The sequence below is a fragment of the Paenibacillus sp. FSL R7-269 genome (assembly GCF_000517865.1).
GTDB lineage: Bacteria > Bacillota > Bacilli > Paenibacillales > Paenibacillaceae > Paenibacillus_AQ.
In genome coordinates, this window is the sequence record NZ_ASPS01000014.1 from 39,067 (window position 1) to 56,073 (window position 17,007).

The 17,007-nt window shown below is 51.2% G+C and carries 19 protein-coding genes; all 19 read left to right on the forward strand.

The window, feature by feature from the left end:
• Positions 1-23: 23 nt before the first annotated feature.
• The 19 genes from C162_RS06330 (at position 24) to proS (ending at position 16,898) form a co-directional block, all read left to right on the forward strand.
• On the forward strand, positions 24-2,114 hold the full coding sequence (locus C162_RS06330) for a chemotaxis protein CheA (protein WP_036692545.1): 2,091 nt from the start codon (positions 24-26) through the stop codon (positions 2,112-2,114).
• Positions 2,115-2,141: 27 nt separating this feature from the next.
• Positions 2,142-2,603 (forward strand): chemotaxis protein CheW, encoded by a 462-nt coding sequence (locus C162_RS06335; protein WP_036692546.1) that lies wholly within the window; start codon positions 2,142-2,144, stop codon positions 2,601-2,603.
• A 3-nt stretch (positions 2,604-2,606) separates the two neighbouring features.
• On the forward strand, positions 2,607-3,233 hold the full coding sequence (locus C162_RS06340) for a chemotaxis protein CheC (RefSeq protein WP_036692548.1): 627 nt from the start codon (positions 2,607-2,609) through the stop codon (positions 3,231-3,233).
• Positions 3,226-3,723 carry a chemotaxis protein CheD gene (locus tag C162_RS06345; protein WP_036692550.1) on the forward strand — a complete coding sequence of 166 codons (498 nt, stop codon included), beginning with the start codon at positions 3,226-3,228 and terminating at the stop codon, positions 3,721-3,723. Before C162_RS06340 ends, C162_RS06345 begins: the two co-directional genes overlap by 8 nt.
• A gap of 2 nt (positions 3,724-3,725) precedes the next feature.
• Positions 3,726-4,136 carry a hypothetical protein gene (locus C162_RS06350; RefSeq protein ID WP_036692553.1) on the forward strand — a complete coding sequence of 137 codons (411 nt, stop codon included), beginning with the start codon at positions 3,726-3,728 and terminating at the stop codon, positions 4,134-4,136.
• Positions 4,137-4,214: 78 nt separating this feature from the next.
• Positions 4,215-5,003: a FliA/WhiG family RNA polymerase sigma factor gene (locus tag C162_RS06355; RefSeq protein WP_036692554.1), complete on the forward strand. Its 789-nt coding sequence runs from the start codon at positions 4,215-4,217 to the stop codon at positions 5,001-5,003.
• 30 nt (positions 5,004-5,033) lie between these two features.
• Positions 5,034-6,437 carry a DUF342 domain-containing protein gene (locus C162_RS06360; RefSeq protein WP_036692557.1) on the forward strand — a complete coding sequence of 468 codons (1,404 nt, stop codon included), beginning with the start codon at positions 5,034-5,036 and terminating at the stop codon, positions 6,435-6,437.
• A 67-nt stretch (positions 6,438-6,504) separates the two neighbouring features.
• Positions 6,505-6,813: a hypothetical protein gene (locus C162_RS06365; protein ID WP_036692560.1), complete on the forward strand. Its 309-nt coding sequence runs from the start codon at positions 6,505-6,507 to the stop codon at positions 6,811-6,813.
• A 69-nt stretch (positions 6,814-6,882) separates the two neighbouring features.
• Entirely contained in the window at positions 6,883-7,455 is a 573-nt protein-coding gene (locus C162_RS06370; RefSeq protein WP_036692562.1) for a hypothetical protein, read from the forward strand.
• On the forward strand, positions 7,452-8,054 hold the full coding sequence (locus C162_RS06375; RefSeq protein ID WP_036692563.1) for a hypothetical protein: 603 nt from the start codon (positions 7,452-7,454) through the stop codon (positions 8,052-8,054). The genes C162_RS06370 and C162_RS06375 overlap by 4 nt, the downstream gene beginning before the upstream one ends.
• 161 nt (positions 8,055-8,215) lie before the next feature.
• Positions 8,216-8,917, forward strand: a complete 702-nt coding sequence (rpsB, locus tag C162_RS06380; RefSeq protein WP_036692565.1) for a 30S ribosomal protein S2 — start codon at positions 8,216-8,218, stop codon at positions 8,915-8,917.
• Positions 8,918-9,063: 146 nt separating this feature from the next.
• The gene (tsf, locus tag C162_RS06385; protein WP_036692572.1) at positions 9,064-9,714 is read left to right on the forward strand and encodes a translation elongation factor Ts; all 651 of its coding nucleotides are present in this window, start codon (positions 9,064-9,066) and stop codon (positions 9,712-9,714) included.
• Between the two features lie 102 nt (positions 9,715-9,816).
• Complete coding sequence (gene pyrH / locus C162_RS06390) at positions 9,817-10,545, forward strand: UMP kinase (RefSeq protein ID WP_036692582.1); 729 nt, start codon at positions 9,817-9,819, stop codon at positions 10,543-10,545.
• Positions 10,546-11,100, forward strand: coding sequence for a ribosome recycling factor (gene frr / locus C162_RS06395; protein WP_036692586.1), 555 nt, complete (start codon positions 10,546-10,548; stop codon positions 11,098-11,100).
• A gap of 78 nt (positions 11,101-11,178) precedes the next feature.
• Positions 11,179-11,946 carry an isoprenyl transferase gene (locus C162_RS06400; RefSeq protein ID WP_036692589.1) on the forward strand — a complete coding sequence of 256 codons (768 nt, stop codon included), beginning with the start codon at positions 11,179-11,181 and terminating at the stop codon, positions 11,944-11,946.
• A 20-nt stretch (positions 11,947-11,966) separates the two neighbouring features.
• Positions 11,967-12,770 (forward strand): phosphatidate cytidylyltransferase, encoded by an 804-nt coding sequence (locus tag C162_RS06405; protein ID WP_036692592.1) that lies wholly within the window; start codon positions 11,967-11,969, stop codon positions 12,768-12,770.
• Positions 12,771-12,793: 23 nt separating this feature from the next.
• On the forward strand, positions 12,794-13,933 hold the full coding sequence (locus tag C162_RS06410; protein WP_036692595.1) for a 1-deoxy-D-xylulose-5-phosphate reductoisomerase: 1,140 nt from the start codon (positions 12,794-12,796) through the stop codon (positions 13,931-13,933).
• Positions 13,934-14,080: 147 nt separating this feature from the next.
• Positions 14,081-15,355, forward strand: a complete 1,275-nt coding sequence (gene rseP / locus C162_RS06415) for an RIP metalloprotease RseP (RefSeq protein WP_036692599.1) — start codon at positions 14,081-14,083, stop codon at positions 15,353-15,355.
• A gap of 94 nt (positions 15,356-15,449) precedes the next feature.
• Entirely contained in the window at positions 15,450-16,898 is a 1,449-nt protein-coding gene (proS, locus tag C162_RS06420; RefSeq protein WP_036692605.1) for a proline--tRNA ligase, read from the forward strand.
• The last annotated feature ends 109 nt before the right edge of the window (positions 16,899-17,007 follow it).

Sequence of the window (17,007 nt, forward strand, 5' to 3'; positions counted from 1 at the left end):
ACTCGAAGGGGAGGTACCCGCTCATGGACATGAACCAATACTTATCCATGTTTATTGATGAGTCAAATGATCATCTGCAGTCTTTGAACGAGAGCATGATGGGGCTGGAAGCGAATCCGGAGGATCTGAGTATTGTTCAGGTGATTTTCCGCTCCGCCCATACCTTGAAAGGTATGGCGGCTACAATGGGTTTTGAAGATTTGGCTTCGCTTACGCACCAAATGGAGAATGTGCTCGATTTGGTGCGTAATAACAAACTGCGGATGCAGGACTTCATTTTTGATACCCTGTTCAAAAGTATTGACGCTCTGGAATCCATGGTGGAGGATATCACCGGCGGGGGGGCGGGCAAGGCCGATGTAACAGCCATTGTCTCTTCCCTGCAGGCTATCGTTCGCGGAGAGGTTCCTTCTGCCGGCAATGCTTCTGCTGAAGTCACTGCTGCTGCGTCCGGCAATGCAAGTGCGGCCCAGGTGTTCCTGGATGAATTCCAGTACTCTGTGCTGGAGCAGTCCCTTCAGGAAGGCCATCAGGTGCTGTATGTGGATGTGGCTATCCGCAAGGACTGTCAGCTCAAAGCCGTACGTGCCTACATGGTCTTCGACCTTTTGGAGCGTTCAGGAGAAGTCGTCAAATCCTTCCCTTCGGTTCAGGACATAGAGCAGGAGAAATTCGATTACGGATTCTCCCTCTACTACATAACCCAAAAGGATGCAAGTGAAATTCAGAAGATGATTCTGAATTTGTCGGAGATCGAAGCGGTTACTGCTGTGGCGCTTGATCAGGAGTCACTTCGCCAAATGGGACAAGACACTGCGGCAGCTACCGCCGAAGCGCCTGCCCCGGCTCCGGTGCAGGAGGCTGCTCCCGCAGCTGCCGGTATTGCTTCACCTGCTGCTTCTGTGCACCCCAAGGAAGAGAACGGCAAAGCTGCCCCGGCCCGGGCAGGAGGAGCGCCGTCGCCATCACGAACCATCCGTGTTGATATTGAGCGCCTGGATGTGCTGATGAATCTGTTCAGCGAGCTGCTTATTGACCGTGTCCGGCTGGAACAGCTGGCCTCTGAGGTCCAGAACGGTGATCTTACCGAGACAGTCGAGCATATGGGCCGGGTCAGCGGAGATTTGCAGAATATTGTCATGAAGCTGCGCATGGTTCCGGTAGACACCGTATTTAACCGGTTCCCGCGTATGATCCGCGATCTGGCGAAATCGCTGGACAAGAAGGTGGATCTAATCATCACCGGCGCGGATACAGAGATGGACCGTACCGTAATTGATGAGATTGGTGATCCATTGGTGCATCTCCTGCGTAATGCGGTAGACCACGGGATTGAATCTATCACGGACCGTATCGCTGCCGGGAAGTCGGAGACAGGAACCGTTCATTTACGAGCATTCCATAGCGGCAATCATGTCTTCATTGAGATTGAAGAGGATGGTAAGGGCATCTATCCCAAGAATGTACTGGCCTCTGCCGTCAAAAAGGGTGCAATTACCCAGGAACAGGCTAATACGATGTCGGATGACGAAGCGTACCAGCTGCTCTTCGCGCCGGGCTTCAGTACGGCTGAGGTAATCTCTGACGTATCGGGACGTGGCGTGGGTCTGGATGTGGTCAAAGCCAAAATCTCTTCGCTGGGCGGCAATGTCACCATCTATTCAACACCGGGCAAAGGTACGAATTTCTCCGTTCAGCTTCCGCTGACCCTGTCGATCATTGCAGCAATGCTGGTTCGGCTTGGCTCAGAGAAATATGCCATTCCGCTCTCTTCCATCGTAGAGACTGGAATTGTGAAGCAATCCCAGATCCGCACCATTCACGGCAACCGGATGCTGGAGTTCCGGGGCAGCCATATTCCGCTGGTCTCCCTAAGCAAGATCTTCTCTATTCCGGACTATGATGAAAGCACGGAAGAGGAGACGGAGATCGTGGTTGTCCGCAAAGGAGAACGGCTGGTTGCCTTGGCCGTGCAGGACTTCATTGGCCAGAACGAAATTGTAATCAAGAACCTCGGCAAGTATTTGCCTGAGGTGCAGGGGATTTCCGGAGCCACCATTCTTGGAGACGGACAAGTAGCGCTTATTATCGATCCGAATGCTTTTATCAAATAATCAGGTTAGAACAGGGAGGGTCATTCCATGGCTGAAGATATTAAAGTAATTGTATTCAAGCTTGGCACTGAAGAATACGGCATTGAAGTAGAGAAGGTCCAGACGATTGAACGCATGATGCCGATTACCCGCGTACCGAAGACCTATTCATTTATCAAAGGTGTGATCAATCTGCGCGGTGTCGTGATTCCGGTTATTGATCTGCGCGGACGATTCGGCATCGAGGAAGCGGAGCACACCGACCAGACCCGAATCATTATCGTAAATGTGAATGAGATGGAAGTGGGCTTCATTGTCGATTCAGCCAACGATGTCATCGACTTGAACCGTGACATTATCGATGTACCGCCGGATGTTGTGGGCGGCATCAAGGCGAAGTATCTGGACGGAGTAGCTAAAATAGGGGATGACCGTCTGCTGATTATGCTTAACCTGTCTGAAGTGTTGAACAAGAGTGAAATCGTGCAGCTGGAAAGCCTGGAGGGCTAGCCTATGGAGCTATTCAAGAATTTCAAAGACTTCAAAATGGATGTGCTTAAGGAAGTTGGGAATATCGGTGCCGGCAATGCAGCCACTGCCTTGTCCCAGCTGCTCAATAAGCCGATTGACATGGCCGTGCCGAAGGTACAGCTACTCAGCTTCGAGGAGATCACCGATAAGGTGGGCGGAGCGGAGGAACTAGTATACGCGGTATTCCTGCGTGTGGAAGGTGAAGCCCCGGGCAACCTGTTCTTCATCCTTACCCCGGAAGCGGCAAGCAGTCTGCTCAGCCGGATTGCCGGAATTGAAGTCTCCGGCGGCGATGAGTTGAGTGAGATGGAGTTATCCGCACTAAGTGAGATCGGAAATATTCTGGCCGGCTCATATCTCTCTTCCCTGGCGGACTTCACTTCCCTGTCCATGTATCCGACAGTGCCGGCGCTTGCGATGGATATGGCTGGTGCCATTCTTGGCTACGGGCTGCTGCAGTTCGGTCAGATGGGTGACGATGCTCTGCTGATCGATACGACTTTTTTAGAAGGCCAAAATGAAATTGAAGGACAATTCTTCCTTATTCCCGATCCGGAATCGTTCCCCAAAATATTCAAGGCTTTAGGAGTACCGTTCGACAATGATTGAAGAGCAGAGCATCATTAAAGTAGGTATGGCGGATCTGAACGTAGGCAGCCAGGACAGCCTTATTCGTACGACCGGTCTTGGCTCCTGCGTAGGACTGACTCTGTTTGATCCCGGTAAAAAGCTGGCGGGGATGGCTCATGTTATGCTGCCCTCGTCAGAGATTGCCCGGGAGGGACAGCTGAATATCGCCAAGTTCGCAGATACTGCTGTACCTGAGCTTTTGGCCCGCCTGCTGGGGCTGGGGGCGGTTAGAAGCCGGATTGTGGCTAAGATGGCCGGGGGCTCGCAGATGTTTGCTTTTGCCGGAGGGAGTGACACCATGAGGATCGGGCCTCGGAATGTGGAATCCTGCAAGCTTGCTCTGGACAACCTTCGTATTCCTCTTATCGCGGAGGACACGGGCGGCAATTATGGGCGCACGATAGAAATCTCTTGCACCACAGGAGTGATTTTTATCCGCAGCGTTCAAAAAGGCCCGAAGGAAATTTAGCCATGAGCAGGAAACTATTGCTGAATATTGTGGCCGGACTGATCGGATTTCTACTAACCTTCCTTGCGAATAACGGACAGAACCTGCTGGGTACCAGCCTGATCCGTGGCATGTACGGATTTATTATCTGGTTTGTGCTTGCTTTCTTCCTGAGATGGGTATTGGGTTTTATTATCGGAAAAGAATCCTCAGACCCCGAAGCCAGTTTGTTCGATAACGAAGAGTCACTTGGCGTGAAGCTTGATATTAGTACACCTGAAGAGGATCAGGAGCTCAAGGACCTGCTAACCCCAAAAAGGGAGGCGGTCAGTGAAGAGCCCGGGGGGTTCACGCCTTTGCAGCCTCCGAAGCTAGTCTCTATGAAAGATCCTGAAGAATTGGCCAAGGCCGTTCGTCACCTGAAAGAAGAATAAGCGAGTGTTGCGGCGAAAGTCCGTCATCTTGCGCCGCATGTTTGCCCGCTGACTAAACTTTGGGAAGGGTGAAAGCCGTTGAACGAGCGTAAAGCAGCTCAGTCGGAAACAGACCTGCTTTGGGAGCAGTGGAAAGAGCACGGCGATCCTGAAGCTAAAAAAAAGCTGATTGAGAGTTATCTCCATATTGTTGATTACGTGTCCAGCCGTCTGGCAGTAGGGTTGCCCAAAAACGTCTCCAAGGACGATTTGGCCAGCAACGGTGTCATGGGACTCATTGATGCCATCGAAAAATTCGACTACAAGCGGGGGCTTCAATTCCAGACCTATGCCTCGTGGCGGGTACGGGGAGCAATTCTCGATTCTCTGCGGCAAAGTGACTGGGTTCCCAGATCCGTACGCGAAAAAGCGAAAAAAATCGAGGATGCCTACCAGCAGCTGGAACAGAAGTATTTGAGATCGGTAAGTGACGATGAAATGAGCCAGTATCTGAATATTTCGGAAACGGAGTTTCAGACGATGCTGCAGGATGTTGCAGTAATGTCGCTCTGTTCATTGGAAGATCCTATACGTGAAGAAGAATCAGAGACACGAATGTCCATATTGGTAGATGACAAGGCCAAGAATCCGGACCGGAAAGTAAATGAGTTCTACCTGCGGGATACGCTAACCAAGGGCATCGAGAAACTAACAGTGAAAGAACGGACCGTCGTGTCCCTTTTATATTATGAAGATTTATCTTTAAGCGAGATTGCGGAAGTGATGTCACTGTCTCCTTCGCGAATCTCCCAGCTTCATTCCAAAGCTATTTTGCGGCTAAGAGGAACACTTGAGAAGAACCGGGACCTTCTAATGCAAAATGATTAACCGGGTGACGGTGACAAGGGGGAGCAGAAATTGATCGGTCAATATGTATTGAGCCAATACCTAAGCATTACTTTTTCGGAGGATAAGGGGATTGCTTACCTTCAGTTCACCAAGAAGGATGAGAATTTCACCTGTTCGGTCGAGGACCTTGAGAGCTTCCTGTTCAGTCACAATATTCGTTTTGGTATCCAGCATGATATTGTTCAGCGGATTAGCAGCAACCCGGAAGAATATTTCTGGAACCGGGTGCCCATCGCGATTGGACAGCCTGCTGTCAATGGTAAGGACGGCCGGGTTGTGCTGACCGTTGATATGGAGGAGGACCGCAAGCCTCTGGAGAAAGAGGATGGCAAGGTGGATTACAAAGAGCTGGTCCGTCTGCATAACGTGAGGAAGGGCCAGCTTATTGCCAAGGTTATTCCGGCAGAGAACGGCGTGAACGGCAAAATGGTAACAGGGGAAGAGCTTCCGTTCCGGGCAGGGAAGGAGGCTCATTTCAAGGTAGGCAAGAATGTGGTGGTGGATCAGGAAGAGACCTCCATGTATTCGGCGATTGACGGATTGGTTACGCTGACAGACAAAGGGAAAATCAATGTATTTCCAGTGTATGAAATCAATGGGGATGTGGATTACAGCACAGGGAATATTGATTTCGTAGGAACAGTGGTCATCCGCGGCAATGTGCTTACCGGTTTCACTGTCAAATCCGCAGGAGATATCCGGGTGGTCGGCGGGGTAGAGGGGGCCGAACTGATATCGGGCGGGTCCATCGAGATTACCGGCGGCATCATTGGATATAATAAAGGCCTTGTAAGCGCCGGTAAAAATGTTAAGGTCTCGTTCATCCAGGATGGCAATGTTGTGGCCGGGGAGGATATTGTAGTCTCCCAAAGTATTATGCATTCCAGCATCCGGGCAGGCCATGATGTGCTGTGTAACGGGGCCAAAGGCTTAATCGTAGGCGGTATCGTACAGGCAGGCGAACGCGTGATCGCCCGTACCATCGGCAATACCATGTCTACAGCTACAGCGATTGAAGTGGGCGTTGTTCCCGAGCTGAGAAATGAGATCAACGAACTGCGCCAAGAGCTCCGGCAGCTTCTCGAGAATGAGGACAAGACCAATAAAGCGCTGTATCTGCTTAATCAGCTGGCGAACAACGGCCAGCTATCGCCGGATAAGGTGGCACTTCGCGTCAAACTTAATGCAACCAAGCAATCCCATATGCGTGATGAAAAGAGAATTAAAGAGCGTGTGCTGGAGATCGAGCGCATGCTGGAGGACACCGGCAGAGCAAAGGTTGATGTGGTCAAGACGATCTATGGAGGCTCTAAGATCGTAATCGGCAGGTATACCAGGTTCGTCAAGGACCCGACAGAGCGGGTATCCTTCATTTATAGTGAAGGGGACATATCCATAATACCGTATGTGTAATGGCGGGCAGCCGAGGCGGCCTGCTATTCCTTGATTCTGAAACCAATGAGTGGAGAAGAGGGATCTTATGAGTCTGAAACCGGTGGAACTGCAAATTGCATTGCCCCGTACCCATGATGCGGGCAAAGTTCAGAACAACCTTCAGCAGCGTCCTGCACTCGACCAGCAGCAATTGGCAGGCCAGAATGTCAAGCATAGTCAAGAAATCTCTCTGCGCAGCACTGAGGTTGACGAGTCTGCCGAATCGGCGCTGCGGGACGGCGGTAAGGGGAATGGCTCTGGCAGTCAGCCTCATCCGCGAAAGCCGGACAAGCAGGAGAATACTCATGATGCTGAACATCCCTATAAGGGGCACCGTATAGATTTCAGTCTCTGATTGGGACCAGAATAACCGCAAATGCAGTTAAGACATCCTATGAATTAAACGCAGAAGGAGATTACACATTTGGAACCATGGGTATACATCGTGCTGGTAGGCGCAGTTGCTATTGTTTATGCCCTGCGGCTGCCGGCCAGGACGGGCAAGGAAGACTCGGAGAAGAAGAGCCTGAAGGAGACGGAGGCGGCTCTCGAGCTCTACATGGCTGATATCGAGCATGAGAATTCCGAGCTGCTGAAGCTGGTGGGCAGTATTAAGACACAGTCACAGAGCAATAAGGTGGCCCTTCAGGAAGAAATCGGTGTATTGCGTGAGCAGGTGGGCGAACTGCAGAGGAGCCTGCTGCTGATGGATACGCGGCTGACTGCGGAAGAGAAGGGACTGCTTCAGCTGGCTGCCACCTTCTCGCGGGAAGCTTCGTCCGGCCATACAGAGAAGCCCCAGAACATGGAGCAGGCGGCTGCGGCAGTACCTCCGGCTAAGCCAAGGCCCGTCAGCTCCATTAAGCTGCGGTATCCCCGGCTGTTCGAGCTGCATGAGCAGGGGAAATCAATCGATTCTATTGCCAAGACCGCCGGCCTGCAGCGGGGCGAAGTGCAGCTGATCCTGCAGCTTGCCCAGCAGGAGGAATCCGTATGATTAAGAACCGGTTCTTTATGCTGGGACTAGGGATCGGGCTGATAGCCGGCGCGCTGCTGCTGCAGCTGATGATAGCCGGGCGGGCTCTGCCTCTAACCAAAGAAGAGCTGATCCGGCAAGCGGCTAGTATGAACCTGACCATTGTAGATCCGGCAGAAGCTGCTGCAACAGCAACGCCATCCCCGGAGAAAGCGGCCGAGGCCAAGACCTCCGGGGCGCCAGCAGCAACACCAGCCTCTACGCCTGTTGTTCCGCCCAAGCCGGCCGCAGCGCCAAGCGTCGCAGCGACTCCGGGCAAGCCTTCAGCTCCTGCGCAGCCGCAGAGCACGGCATCGCCTGTTACCAAGACTCCGGTTACGCCTGAAGCGCCTGTGGCTGTGGTGGACGGGGTAATCTCTTTGAAGATTCCCACTGGAATTACTCTAGCCCAGACGGCAGATCTGCTTGCGGAAGCCGGGGTTATCGAGGACAAGAACAAGTTCCTCCAGACGGCCGACAGCCGTAAGGTGAACACTATCATTCAATACGGCAGCTACAGCTTCAACAAGGGAGAGAGCATCAACTCCATTATTGACAAGCTGATTACCGTAAAAAAGTAATCGTTGCATAGGTTGTTTTAATATGATATATTAATTGACGGTGTTAAAACACACGCCGGTTGATTTCGACAAGAGGTGCTTTCTTCTGAAGAAAGTCTTGCTGAAAGATGACGCGCGGCGGAGGAGACACACAATAAACCAAAACTAGGAGGTGTGTGAAGATGGCAGTAATCTCCATGAAGCAGCTTCTCGAAGCTGGGGTACACTTCGGTCATCAGACTCGTCGTTGGAATCCAAAGATGGATCGTTATATCTTCACTGAAAGAAACGGAATTTACATTATTGACTTGCAAAAAACAGTCAAGAAGGTAGAGGAAGCTTACAACTTTGTAAAGAGCGTCGCTGGCGACAACGGCACAATCCTATTCGTAGGAACAAAGAAGCAGGCACAGGATTCCGTAAAAGAAGAAGCTGAACGTTCGGGTATGTTCTTCATTAACCAGCGTTGGCTCGGTGGTACCCTGACTAACTTCCAGACCATTCAGAAGCGTATTGACCGCCTGAAGAAACTGGAAGCTTGGGAAGAAGACGGTACCTTTGCAGTATTGCCTAAGAAAGAAGTTATCCTTCTCCGCAAAGAGAAAGATCGTCTTGAGAAATTCCTGGGCGGTATCAAGAACATGAAAGGTCTTCCAAGCGCGCTGTTCATCATTGACCCGCGTAAAGAGCGCATTGCAGTAGCAGAAGCTCGCAAATTGGGTATTCCTATCGTAGCTATCGTTGATACTAACTGCGATCCGGATGAAATTGACTACGTAATCCCAGGCAATGACGACGCTATCCGCGCCGTGAAGCTCTTGACTGGTAAAATGGCTGATGCTGTTGTTGAAGCTCATCAGGGCGAAGACACAACTACAGCTTAAGGTAGTAGCCGGAACATAAAACATGAACTTAAATGAAAAGGGTGGTTGGCAGGTGGATAACCTCTCACTGCCCTTTTTTTAAAATGCAAGTAAGTATCGCTTGATGTCCTCGCATGACAACGACTATGACCCTGGAGGGAATAACAATGGCAGTAGATGCAAAAGCAGTGAAGGAACTTCGCGAAAGAACAGGGGCAGGAATGCTCGATTGTAAGAAAGCGCTGGAAGAAGCAAACAACGATATCACCAAAGCAGCAGAATTGCTTCGTGAAAAAGGATTGTCCGCAGCAGCCAACAAAGCAGGACGTATTGCTACTGAAGGTACTGTAGAATCCTATATCCACGCTGGCGGCCGTATTGGCGTTCTGGTAGAAATCAACTGCGAAACTGACTTCGTAGGTAAAACGGATTCCTTCAAAGAATTCGCACGCGATATCGCTATGCAAATCGCAGCAGCGAACCCGCTGTATGTTCGCCGTGAAGAAGTACCTTCTGCAGACGTAGAGAAGGAAAAAGAAATTCTTAAGGCACAAGCGCTGAACGAAGGCAAGCCTGAGAAGATCGTTGAAAAAATGGTGGAAGGCCGCATCAGCAAGTTCTATGAAGAATATTGCCTGATGGAGCAATCCTTCGTTAAAGACCCGGACAAGACAATCTCCCAGTTGCTGAATGAAAAAATCAGCACCATTGGCGAGAACATCACCATCCGCCGCTTTGTTCGTTTCGAACTGGGTGAAGGTCTTGAGAAGAAAGTCGATAACTTCGTAGAAGAAGTTATGGCACAAGTAAAACAATAATAACTGCATGTCATTGAATAAGAACTGAATACAGGCAAGCATCAAAAGAGCGGAACACATACAAGTAGTGTTCCGTCTTTTGTAGAAAGTGAGGGTATATAATTGGAACAACCGGTATTTAAGAGAGTAGTCCTTAAGGTAAGCGGTGAATCGCTCGCCGGACAGAATGGCTATGGCATCGATGCCGATACGATCATCTCTATTGCAGAGCAGGTCAAAGAAGTCGTGGAGCTTGGAGTTCAGGTTGCGATTGTGTGCGGCGGTGGCAACATCTGGCGCGGAATCGCCGGAAGTGCAAGCGGTATTGACCGGGCAACAGCCGATTATATGGGGATGTTGGCAACAGTGATGAACTCGCTGGCATTGCAGGACGCTTTGGAACAGATCGATGTCCCAACCCGGGTTCAGACCTCTATCGCCATGCAGCAGATTGCTGAGCCCTATATCCGCCGCCGGGCGATCCGGCATCTGGAGAAGGGCCGCGTAGTTATTTTTGCCGCAGGGACAGGGAATCCGTTCTTCTCGACCGATACTACGGCAGCGCTTAGAGCAGCCGAGATTGAAGCCGAGGTTATCCTCATGGCCAAGAATAAGGTTGACGGCGTCTACTCAGCAGATCCGTTCAAGGACAGCACAGCCGTGAAATACGAGCAGCTGACTTACATGGATATTCTGAACAAAAACCTGGGGGTTATGGATTCTACCGCTTCCTCACTCTGCATGGATAATAATATACCGCTCATTGTGTTTGCTATTACAGAGCAAGGCAATATCAAACGCGTCGTTCTCGGCGAAAAGATCGGAACGATCGTTAAAGGGAGTGTAAATTAAATGCCACAATCGGTTAAGAAAAATGCCGAAGAGCGTATGGAAAAAGCGATTCTCTCGCTGAAACGCGACTTGGCAACACTGCGGGCAGGACGCGCTTCGACGTCACTGCTGGATCGCATCCAGGTTGAATATTACGGTGCTCCAACTCCAATCAATCAACTGGCTAACATCAGCACACCGGATTCCCGGACCCTGCTGATCCAGCCGTGGGACAAAACCTCAATGTCAGACATCGAGCGGGCAATTATGAAATCGGACATCGGGATTACACCTGCTAATGACGGTACAATCATCCGCCTGTCGATTCCTCCGCTTACCGAAGAACGCCGCAGCGAGCTGGTGAAATTCACCAAGAAGTTCGGGGAAGAAGCCAAGGTAGCGATCCGCAACATCCGCCGCGATGCCAACGATGACATCAAAAAGATGGAAAAAAACGGCATTTCAGAAGATGAATCACATGGACATCAGGAAGATATCCAGAAAACAACGGATAAGTTCATAGCTGAAGTCGACAAAGTGCTCTTGTCCAAAGAAAAAGAGATTATGGAAGTATAACGAAATTCATGAGACTTCAGGCCCCTCCGTTAATGGTGGGGTTTGTCTCTTTCTGATAAGAGCTTGGAGGAAACGGAAATGATCAAACGGATTCAAGAATGGCTGAGCCGTAAAGACAGGCAGGAGCCAGTCGAGATTTCACCGGATAATATTCCCCGGCACATAGCGATAATTATGGATGGCAACGGGCGCTGGGCGAAACGGCGCGGTATGCCTCGGGTTGTAGGCCATCAGAACGGGATGAAGGCGGTCAAACGTGCTACGATTGCAGCGAATGACCTGGGCGTTGAATTCTTGACCCTGTATGCTTTTTCTACGGAGAACTGGAGTCGGCCGAAGGATGAAGTGGATTTCCTGATGCGTCTCCCCGTTGAATTTCTGGCGATTGAATTGGACGAATTAATTGAAAAGAATGTACAGGTTCGCGTAATGGGCGATATCGACTCGCTGCCTTCCCATACGCGCAAAGCGATGGAAGAAGCGGTAGCCCGCACACAGAGCAATACCGGACTTATTCTGAATTTTGCACTCAATTACGGCGGGCGTAAGGAAATTGAGGATTGTATGCGCGGCATGGGCAAGGATATTCAGGCAGGAGTCCTGTCCCCTGAAGAGATTACTTCAGAGCTGATAGACAGCAGAATGTTATCCAGCGGATTACCTGATCCTGACCTGCTGATCCGTACCAGCGGTGAAATGCGGCTTAGTAACTTTATGCTGTGGCAGATCGCGTATAGTGAATTTTGGTTTACGGATGCATACTGGCCGGAGTTCGATAAGACGCATCTGATCCAGGCTGTTGCTGAATATCAGCGCCGCACACGCCGTTATGGTGGACTGAAGTAGCCTGATGGGAGAGGGATTCTTTGAAGCAGCGATTGATTACCGGAATTGTTGCCGGGGCCTTGTTTTTAGGGTTATGCTATTGGGGTGGCTGGCCGTATCAGCTGATGCTGACTGCCATGGCCCTCATCGGCTATTATGAATTTGTCAAAATGACGGGTACAGCAACCTTCGGACTGACTGCTGTATTGGGTTACGCCTCTGTAGTAGGCTTTATGATTCCTTGGGATCTTCTGGGGACGAATAAGTTATTCTCCTGGGAACAGGGGATATGGCTGGTATTGCTGCTGTTCCTGCTGGTCACTGTCTTCAGCAAGAATAAGCTGGATATCAAAATCACCGCGATGATGTTCACGGGCATTGTTTACATAGGAATGGGGTTCTCGTATATGGGAATCGCCCGCAGTGCGGGCGATAGCCATGGCCTCTTCTGGACGATCCTGCTGCTGTGCTGTATATGGGGCAGTGATGCCGGAGCCTATTTTGTCGGCAGAAGCTTCGGGAAGAACAAGCTGTGGCCTGCAATCAGTCCTAACAAGACTATTGAGGGCGCACTTGGCGGAGTATTGATTTCTGCTGCCATTTCGATTGTGTTTGCTTTACTGGTTCCTGATCTGCTGACTACGGGGCGCGCGCTGCTGATTGGAATTGCTTGCGCTGTGCTCGGTCAGCTCGGAGATCTTGTACAATCTGCCTATAAACGGGTGTACGGTATTAAGGATTCAGGCTCACTCTTGCCGGGTCACGGAGGCATCCTGGACCGCTGCGACAGCTGGATCATCGTATTTCCTTTCGTACATATTGTAATGCTGATGCCTTACTATTAACGACAGGGAGAAGGAAAGCAACTGTGAAAAGAATTAGTATTCTCGGCTCCACGGGGTCCATCGGTACCCAGACGTTGGATGTGGTAGCGATGCATCCGGAAGCTTTTGAAGTCGATGGACTGGCGGCGGGAAGCAATACTTCACTGCTGCTGGAACAGGTCCGCCGCTTCAAGCCGCGCCGTGTATCGGTATCCACGAAGGAGCTTGCAGAGGAGATCAGATCCAGTCTGCCTGCCGGTGTAGAGCTGTATAGCGGAAGTGAAGGTCTGGTGGAGATTGCTGCCGGAGGCGATGCACAGACGGTCGTAACTGCGCTTGTAGGAAGTGTAGGACTTCAGTCCACGCTTGCGGCGATTGAAGCCGGCAGACACATTGGACTGGCTAATAAGGAGACGCTGGTGACCGCCGGTCATCTGGTTACAGAACTGGCTGGACGCAAAGGCGTGAAGCTGCTGCCAGTGGACAGTGAGCATTCGGCGATTTTTCAATGCTTAAATGGGGAGAATCGTAAAGATGTGGCTTCAATTACCATCACTGCCTCGGGCGGCTCGTTCCGTGATTATAAGCGTGAACAGCTTACGAATGTAACCGTAGCAGACGCACTGCGTCACCCTAACTGGAGCATGGGGGCCAAGATTACTATTGACTCGGCAACCATGGTTAACAAAGGTCTTGAGGTTATTGAAGCCCACCATTTGTTCGCCCTTCCGTATGAGCAGATTGATGTGGTGCTGCATCCGGAGAGCATTATTCACTCGTATGTGGAGTTCTGCGACAGCAGCATTATTGCTCAGCTCGGGACTCCTGATATGCGGGTTCCTATTCAATATGCGCTCACCTATCCCGACCGCTGGCCGTCTCCTGCGAAGCGCTTGTCTCTGGCTCAGGTAGCCAGCCTGACCTTCCGGGAGATGGATTATGAGCGCTATCCGGCGCTGAAGATGGCCATTGACTGCGGCTTAGCGGGTGGTACATTCACAACCGCCTTCAATGCAGCCAATGAGGTCGCCGTAGCCCGCTTCCTGCGCGGTGAGATTCCCTTCCTGCGGATTGATGAGATTATTGATGAAGTGCTTCAGCGTCATCACAATGAGGCGAACCCCGGTCTGGAACAGATTCACAGTAGCGATTTAGCCTCCCGGGAGCTTGCGGCTGTCCTGTAACGGGATAAGAGGCTTTTATAAACGGTGAATATGGCTGTACCCTGAAAAATAGGTGTGGACTGTTGATTCTCTTGTGCCCTGCCTTGGAATAATGATAAATTAAGAGGACATACTTCGGTCTTACACCTTAAGGGGGAATGTTGCGCTATGGAGATGGTAAGAGTTGTTTTTTTAACGGTGTTTATGTTCTTTGTTTTGGTGACTGTCCATGAATGGGGACATTATTATTTTGCCAAACGCGCCGGAATTCTTGTACGGGAATTTGCGATCGGTTTCGGTCCGAAACTGTTCTCTTATAAACGCGGTGAAACCCAGTTCACGCTTCGCCTGCTGCCCTTCGGGGGATACGCCCGGATGGCCGGTGAAGACCCCGAGATGGTTGAGATCGGCCCGGGGCAGACCATTGCCGTCCGGCTGGGCCAGGATAACAAGGTGAAGAATATATACATCGATTCACTGGATACGCGCAGAAATGTTATTCGCGGTGAAGCGCAGTTCACCGATCTGGAGAATGAACTGAAAATCCGCCTCGATGTTGACGGTGAAGTGACCACTTATGATGTGAATCCGCAGGCGATGATGATCAAGGGCACCCAGCAGACGCAAATTGCGCCTAGGGACCGCCAGTTCGGCGGCAAAACCGTCGGTCAGCGTGCGATAGCGATCCTGGCCGGTCCAGTGATGAACTTCATTCTGGCGTTTGTGCTATTTGCACTTCATCTGCAGATGGCCGGAATCCCGGTGGAGAATCCGACCTATGTGAAGATCGGTGACGTCAGCTTAGGAATGCCTGCGCAGGAAGCAGGTCTTCAGAAGGGCGATATCGTCGTCACTGTGGACGGGCAAGCCATCGGCGGAGATTACCAGAAGATGATCAAGCTGACCTCGGCCTCCAAAGGCAAAGAAATGAACTGGACGCTGAAGCGCGGCGAAGAGACCTTAAATGTAACCATGATTCCCCGCGGAATGGAAGGGGAGCAAGGCGGCAAGGTTGGAATTACGCCAGAGCTGCCTACCCGCAAGGCCGGAGTGGGGGAGACGATTACCAAGTCCGGTACAGCTATGGTCGACACCACCAAGCTGATTTTTATCGGCTTCAAGCAGTTGATCAATAAATTTAATATGGATGATATCTCGGGGCCAGTAGGCACATTCCAGTTGACCGGACAGATTGCCCAGCAGGGCATTCAGTATCTTACCTACTGGGCGGCTATTCTTAGCCTGTACTTAGGGATCTTCAACCTGTTGCCGATTCCTGCATTGGATGGCAGCCGGCTTGTCTTCCTTGGTGTTGAGGCACTGCGAGGCAAGCCGGTCGACCCGAGCAGGGAAGGCATGGTCCACTTTGTAGGCTTTGCCCTGCTGTTCCTGGTGATGATCGCTGTTACGTATAATGATATTTTACGCCTCATAAGCGGCTGACGGATGTCATATCATTTTTATCCCGTGATGCATTGGATTGGGCTTCACAGCTAATGTGCAATCTGAGGGGCGAATAATAGGAGGATTTCTTCACATGGCCAAAGACAAGCAGTTCGTTACAGAGATCACGCCGCAGGGCGAGGATTTCTCACGCTGGTATATCGATGTTATCAAAAAAGCGGACCTGATGGATTATTCACCGGTCCGCGGCTGTATCGTATTCAAACCGGACGGCTATGAAATCTGGGAGCATATCCAGGAGGAAATGAACCGCCGCCTGAAGGCTACCGGTCACCGGAACGCCTACTTCCCGCTATTCATTCCTGAGAGCTTTTTCCAGAAGGAGAAGGAACATGTGGAGGGCTTCAACCCGGAGCTGCCTTGGGTCACTGAGGCCGGAGGCGATGTGCTGGAAGAACGTCTGGCAATCCGTCCTACGTCCGAGACCATGTTCGGTCATATGTATTCCAAATGGATTCAGTCTTACCGCGATCTTCCGGTGCTAATCAACCAATGGGCCAACGTGGTCCGTTGGGAGAAACGTACTCTGCCGTTCATCCGCACGACGGAATTCCTCTGGCAGGAAGGCCATACCGCGCATGAGAATGAGACGGAAGCACGCGAAGAAACGATGAAGATGCTTGATAACTACCGCGACTTCGTGGAGACCTTTCTGGCTATTCCGGTAGTGACCGGGCAGAAGACGCCATCCGAGCGGTTCGCCGGTGCTGTGGATACGTATTCCATTGAAGCGATGATGAAGGATGGACGGGCCGTTCAGGCCGCTACCTCACATTATTTGGGTACCAAGTTCGCGGTTGCTTTTGATATCCAATATCTGAACCGGGAGAATGTACTGGAACATGCGCACACCACCTCATGGGGCTCTACCACGCGTCTGATTGGTTCGCTCATCATGGTGCATGGTGACGACCGCGGACTGGCCCTGCCGCCGAAGGTAGCGCCTACGCAGGTCATTATGATTCCAATCGGACCGCCTAAGACCCGCGAAGCGGTCATCGGACGTACCGACGAACTGTTTGGTGAACTCAAAAGTGCCGGAATCCGTGTGCGTGTAGATGACCGTGCGGATGTAACCCCGGGCTGGAAGTTCAATGAATATGAAATGCGCGGCGTCCCTGTCCGTCTGGAGCTTGGACCGCGTGATATGGAGAATGGAGTCTGTGTGCTCGTATCCCGGATCAGCGGTGAGAAGAAGGTCATTCAGCAGGAGAACCTGGTTGAAGAAGTGAACGCCATGCTGGAGCAGGTCCATCGGGAGATGTATGAGCGGGCACTGAAATTCCGTGAGGATCATTTCTATTCCGTAGACACTCTTGAGCAGATGAAGAATTCTATGGAGGAGAAACGCGGTTTTGCGCTTGCAGGCTGGTGCGGCTCTGAAGAATGTGAGGATAAGGTCAAGGAAGAGACCGGCGCAGGCAGCCGTAATATTCCGTTCCATCCGTCAGAAACGAAAGAAACCTGTATCTGCTGCGGCAAGCCTGCCCAGCATACGGTTGTATTTGCCAAAGCGTATTAATCGGCAACCTTATAATTGTTAACTTTTTTATATCAGCTTCTGGCGAGAGGAGTCGGCGGGCCGCAAGTACCCAATGCTTTTCAAGCCGGAGGCTTTTTCTTACAATAGA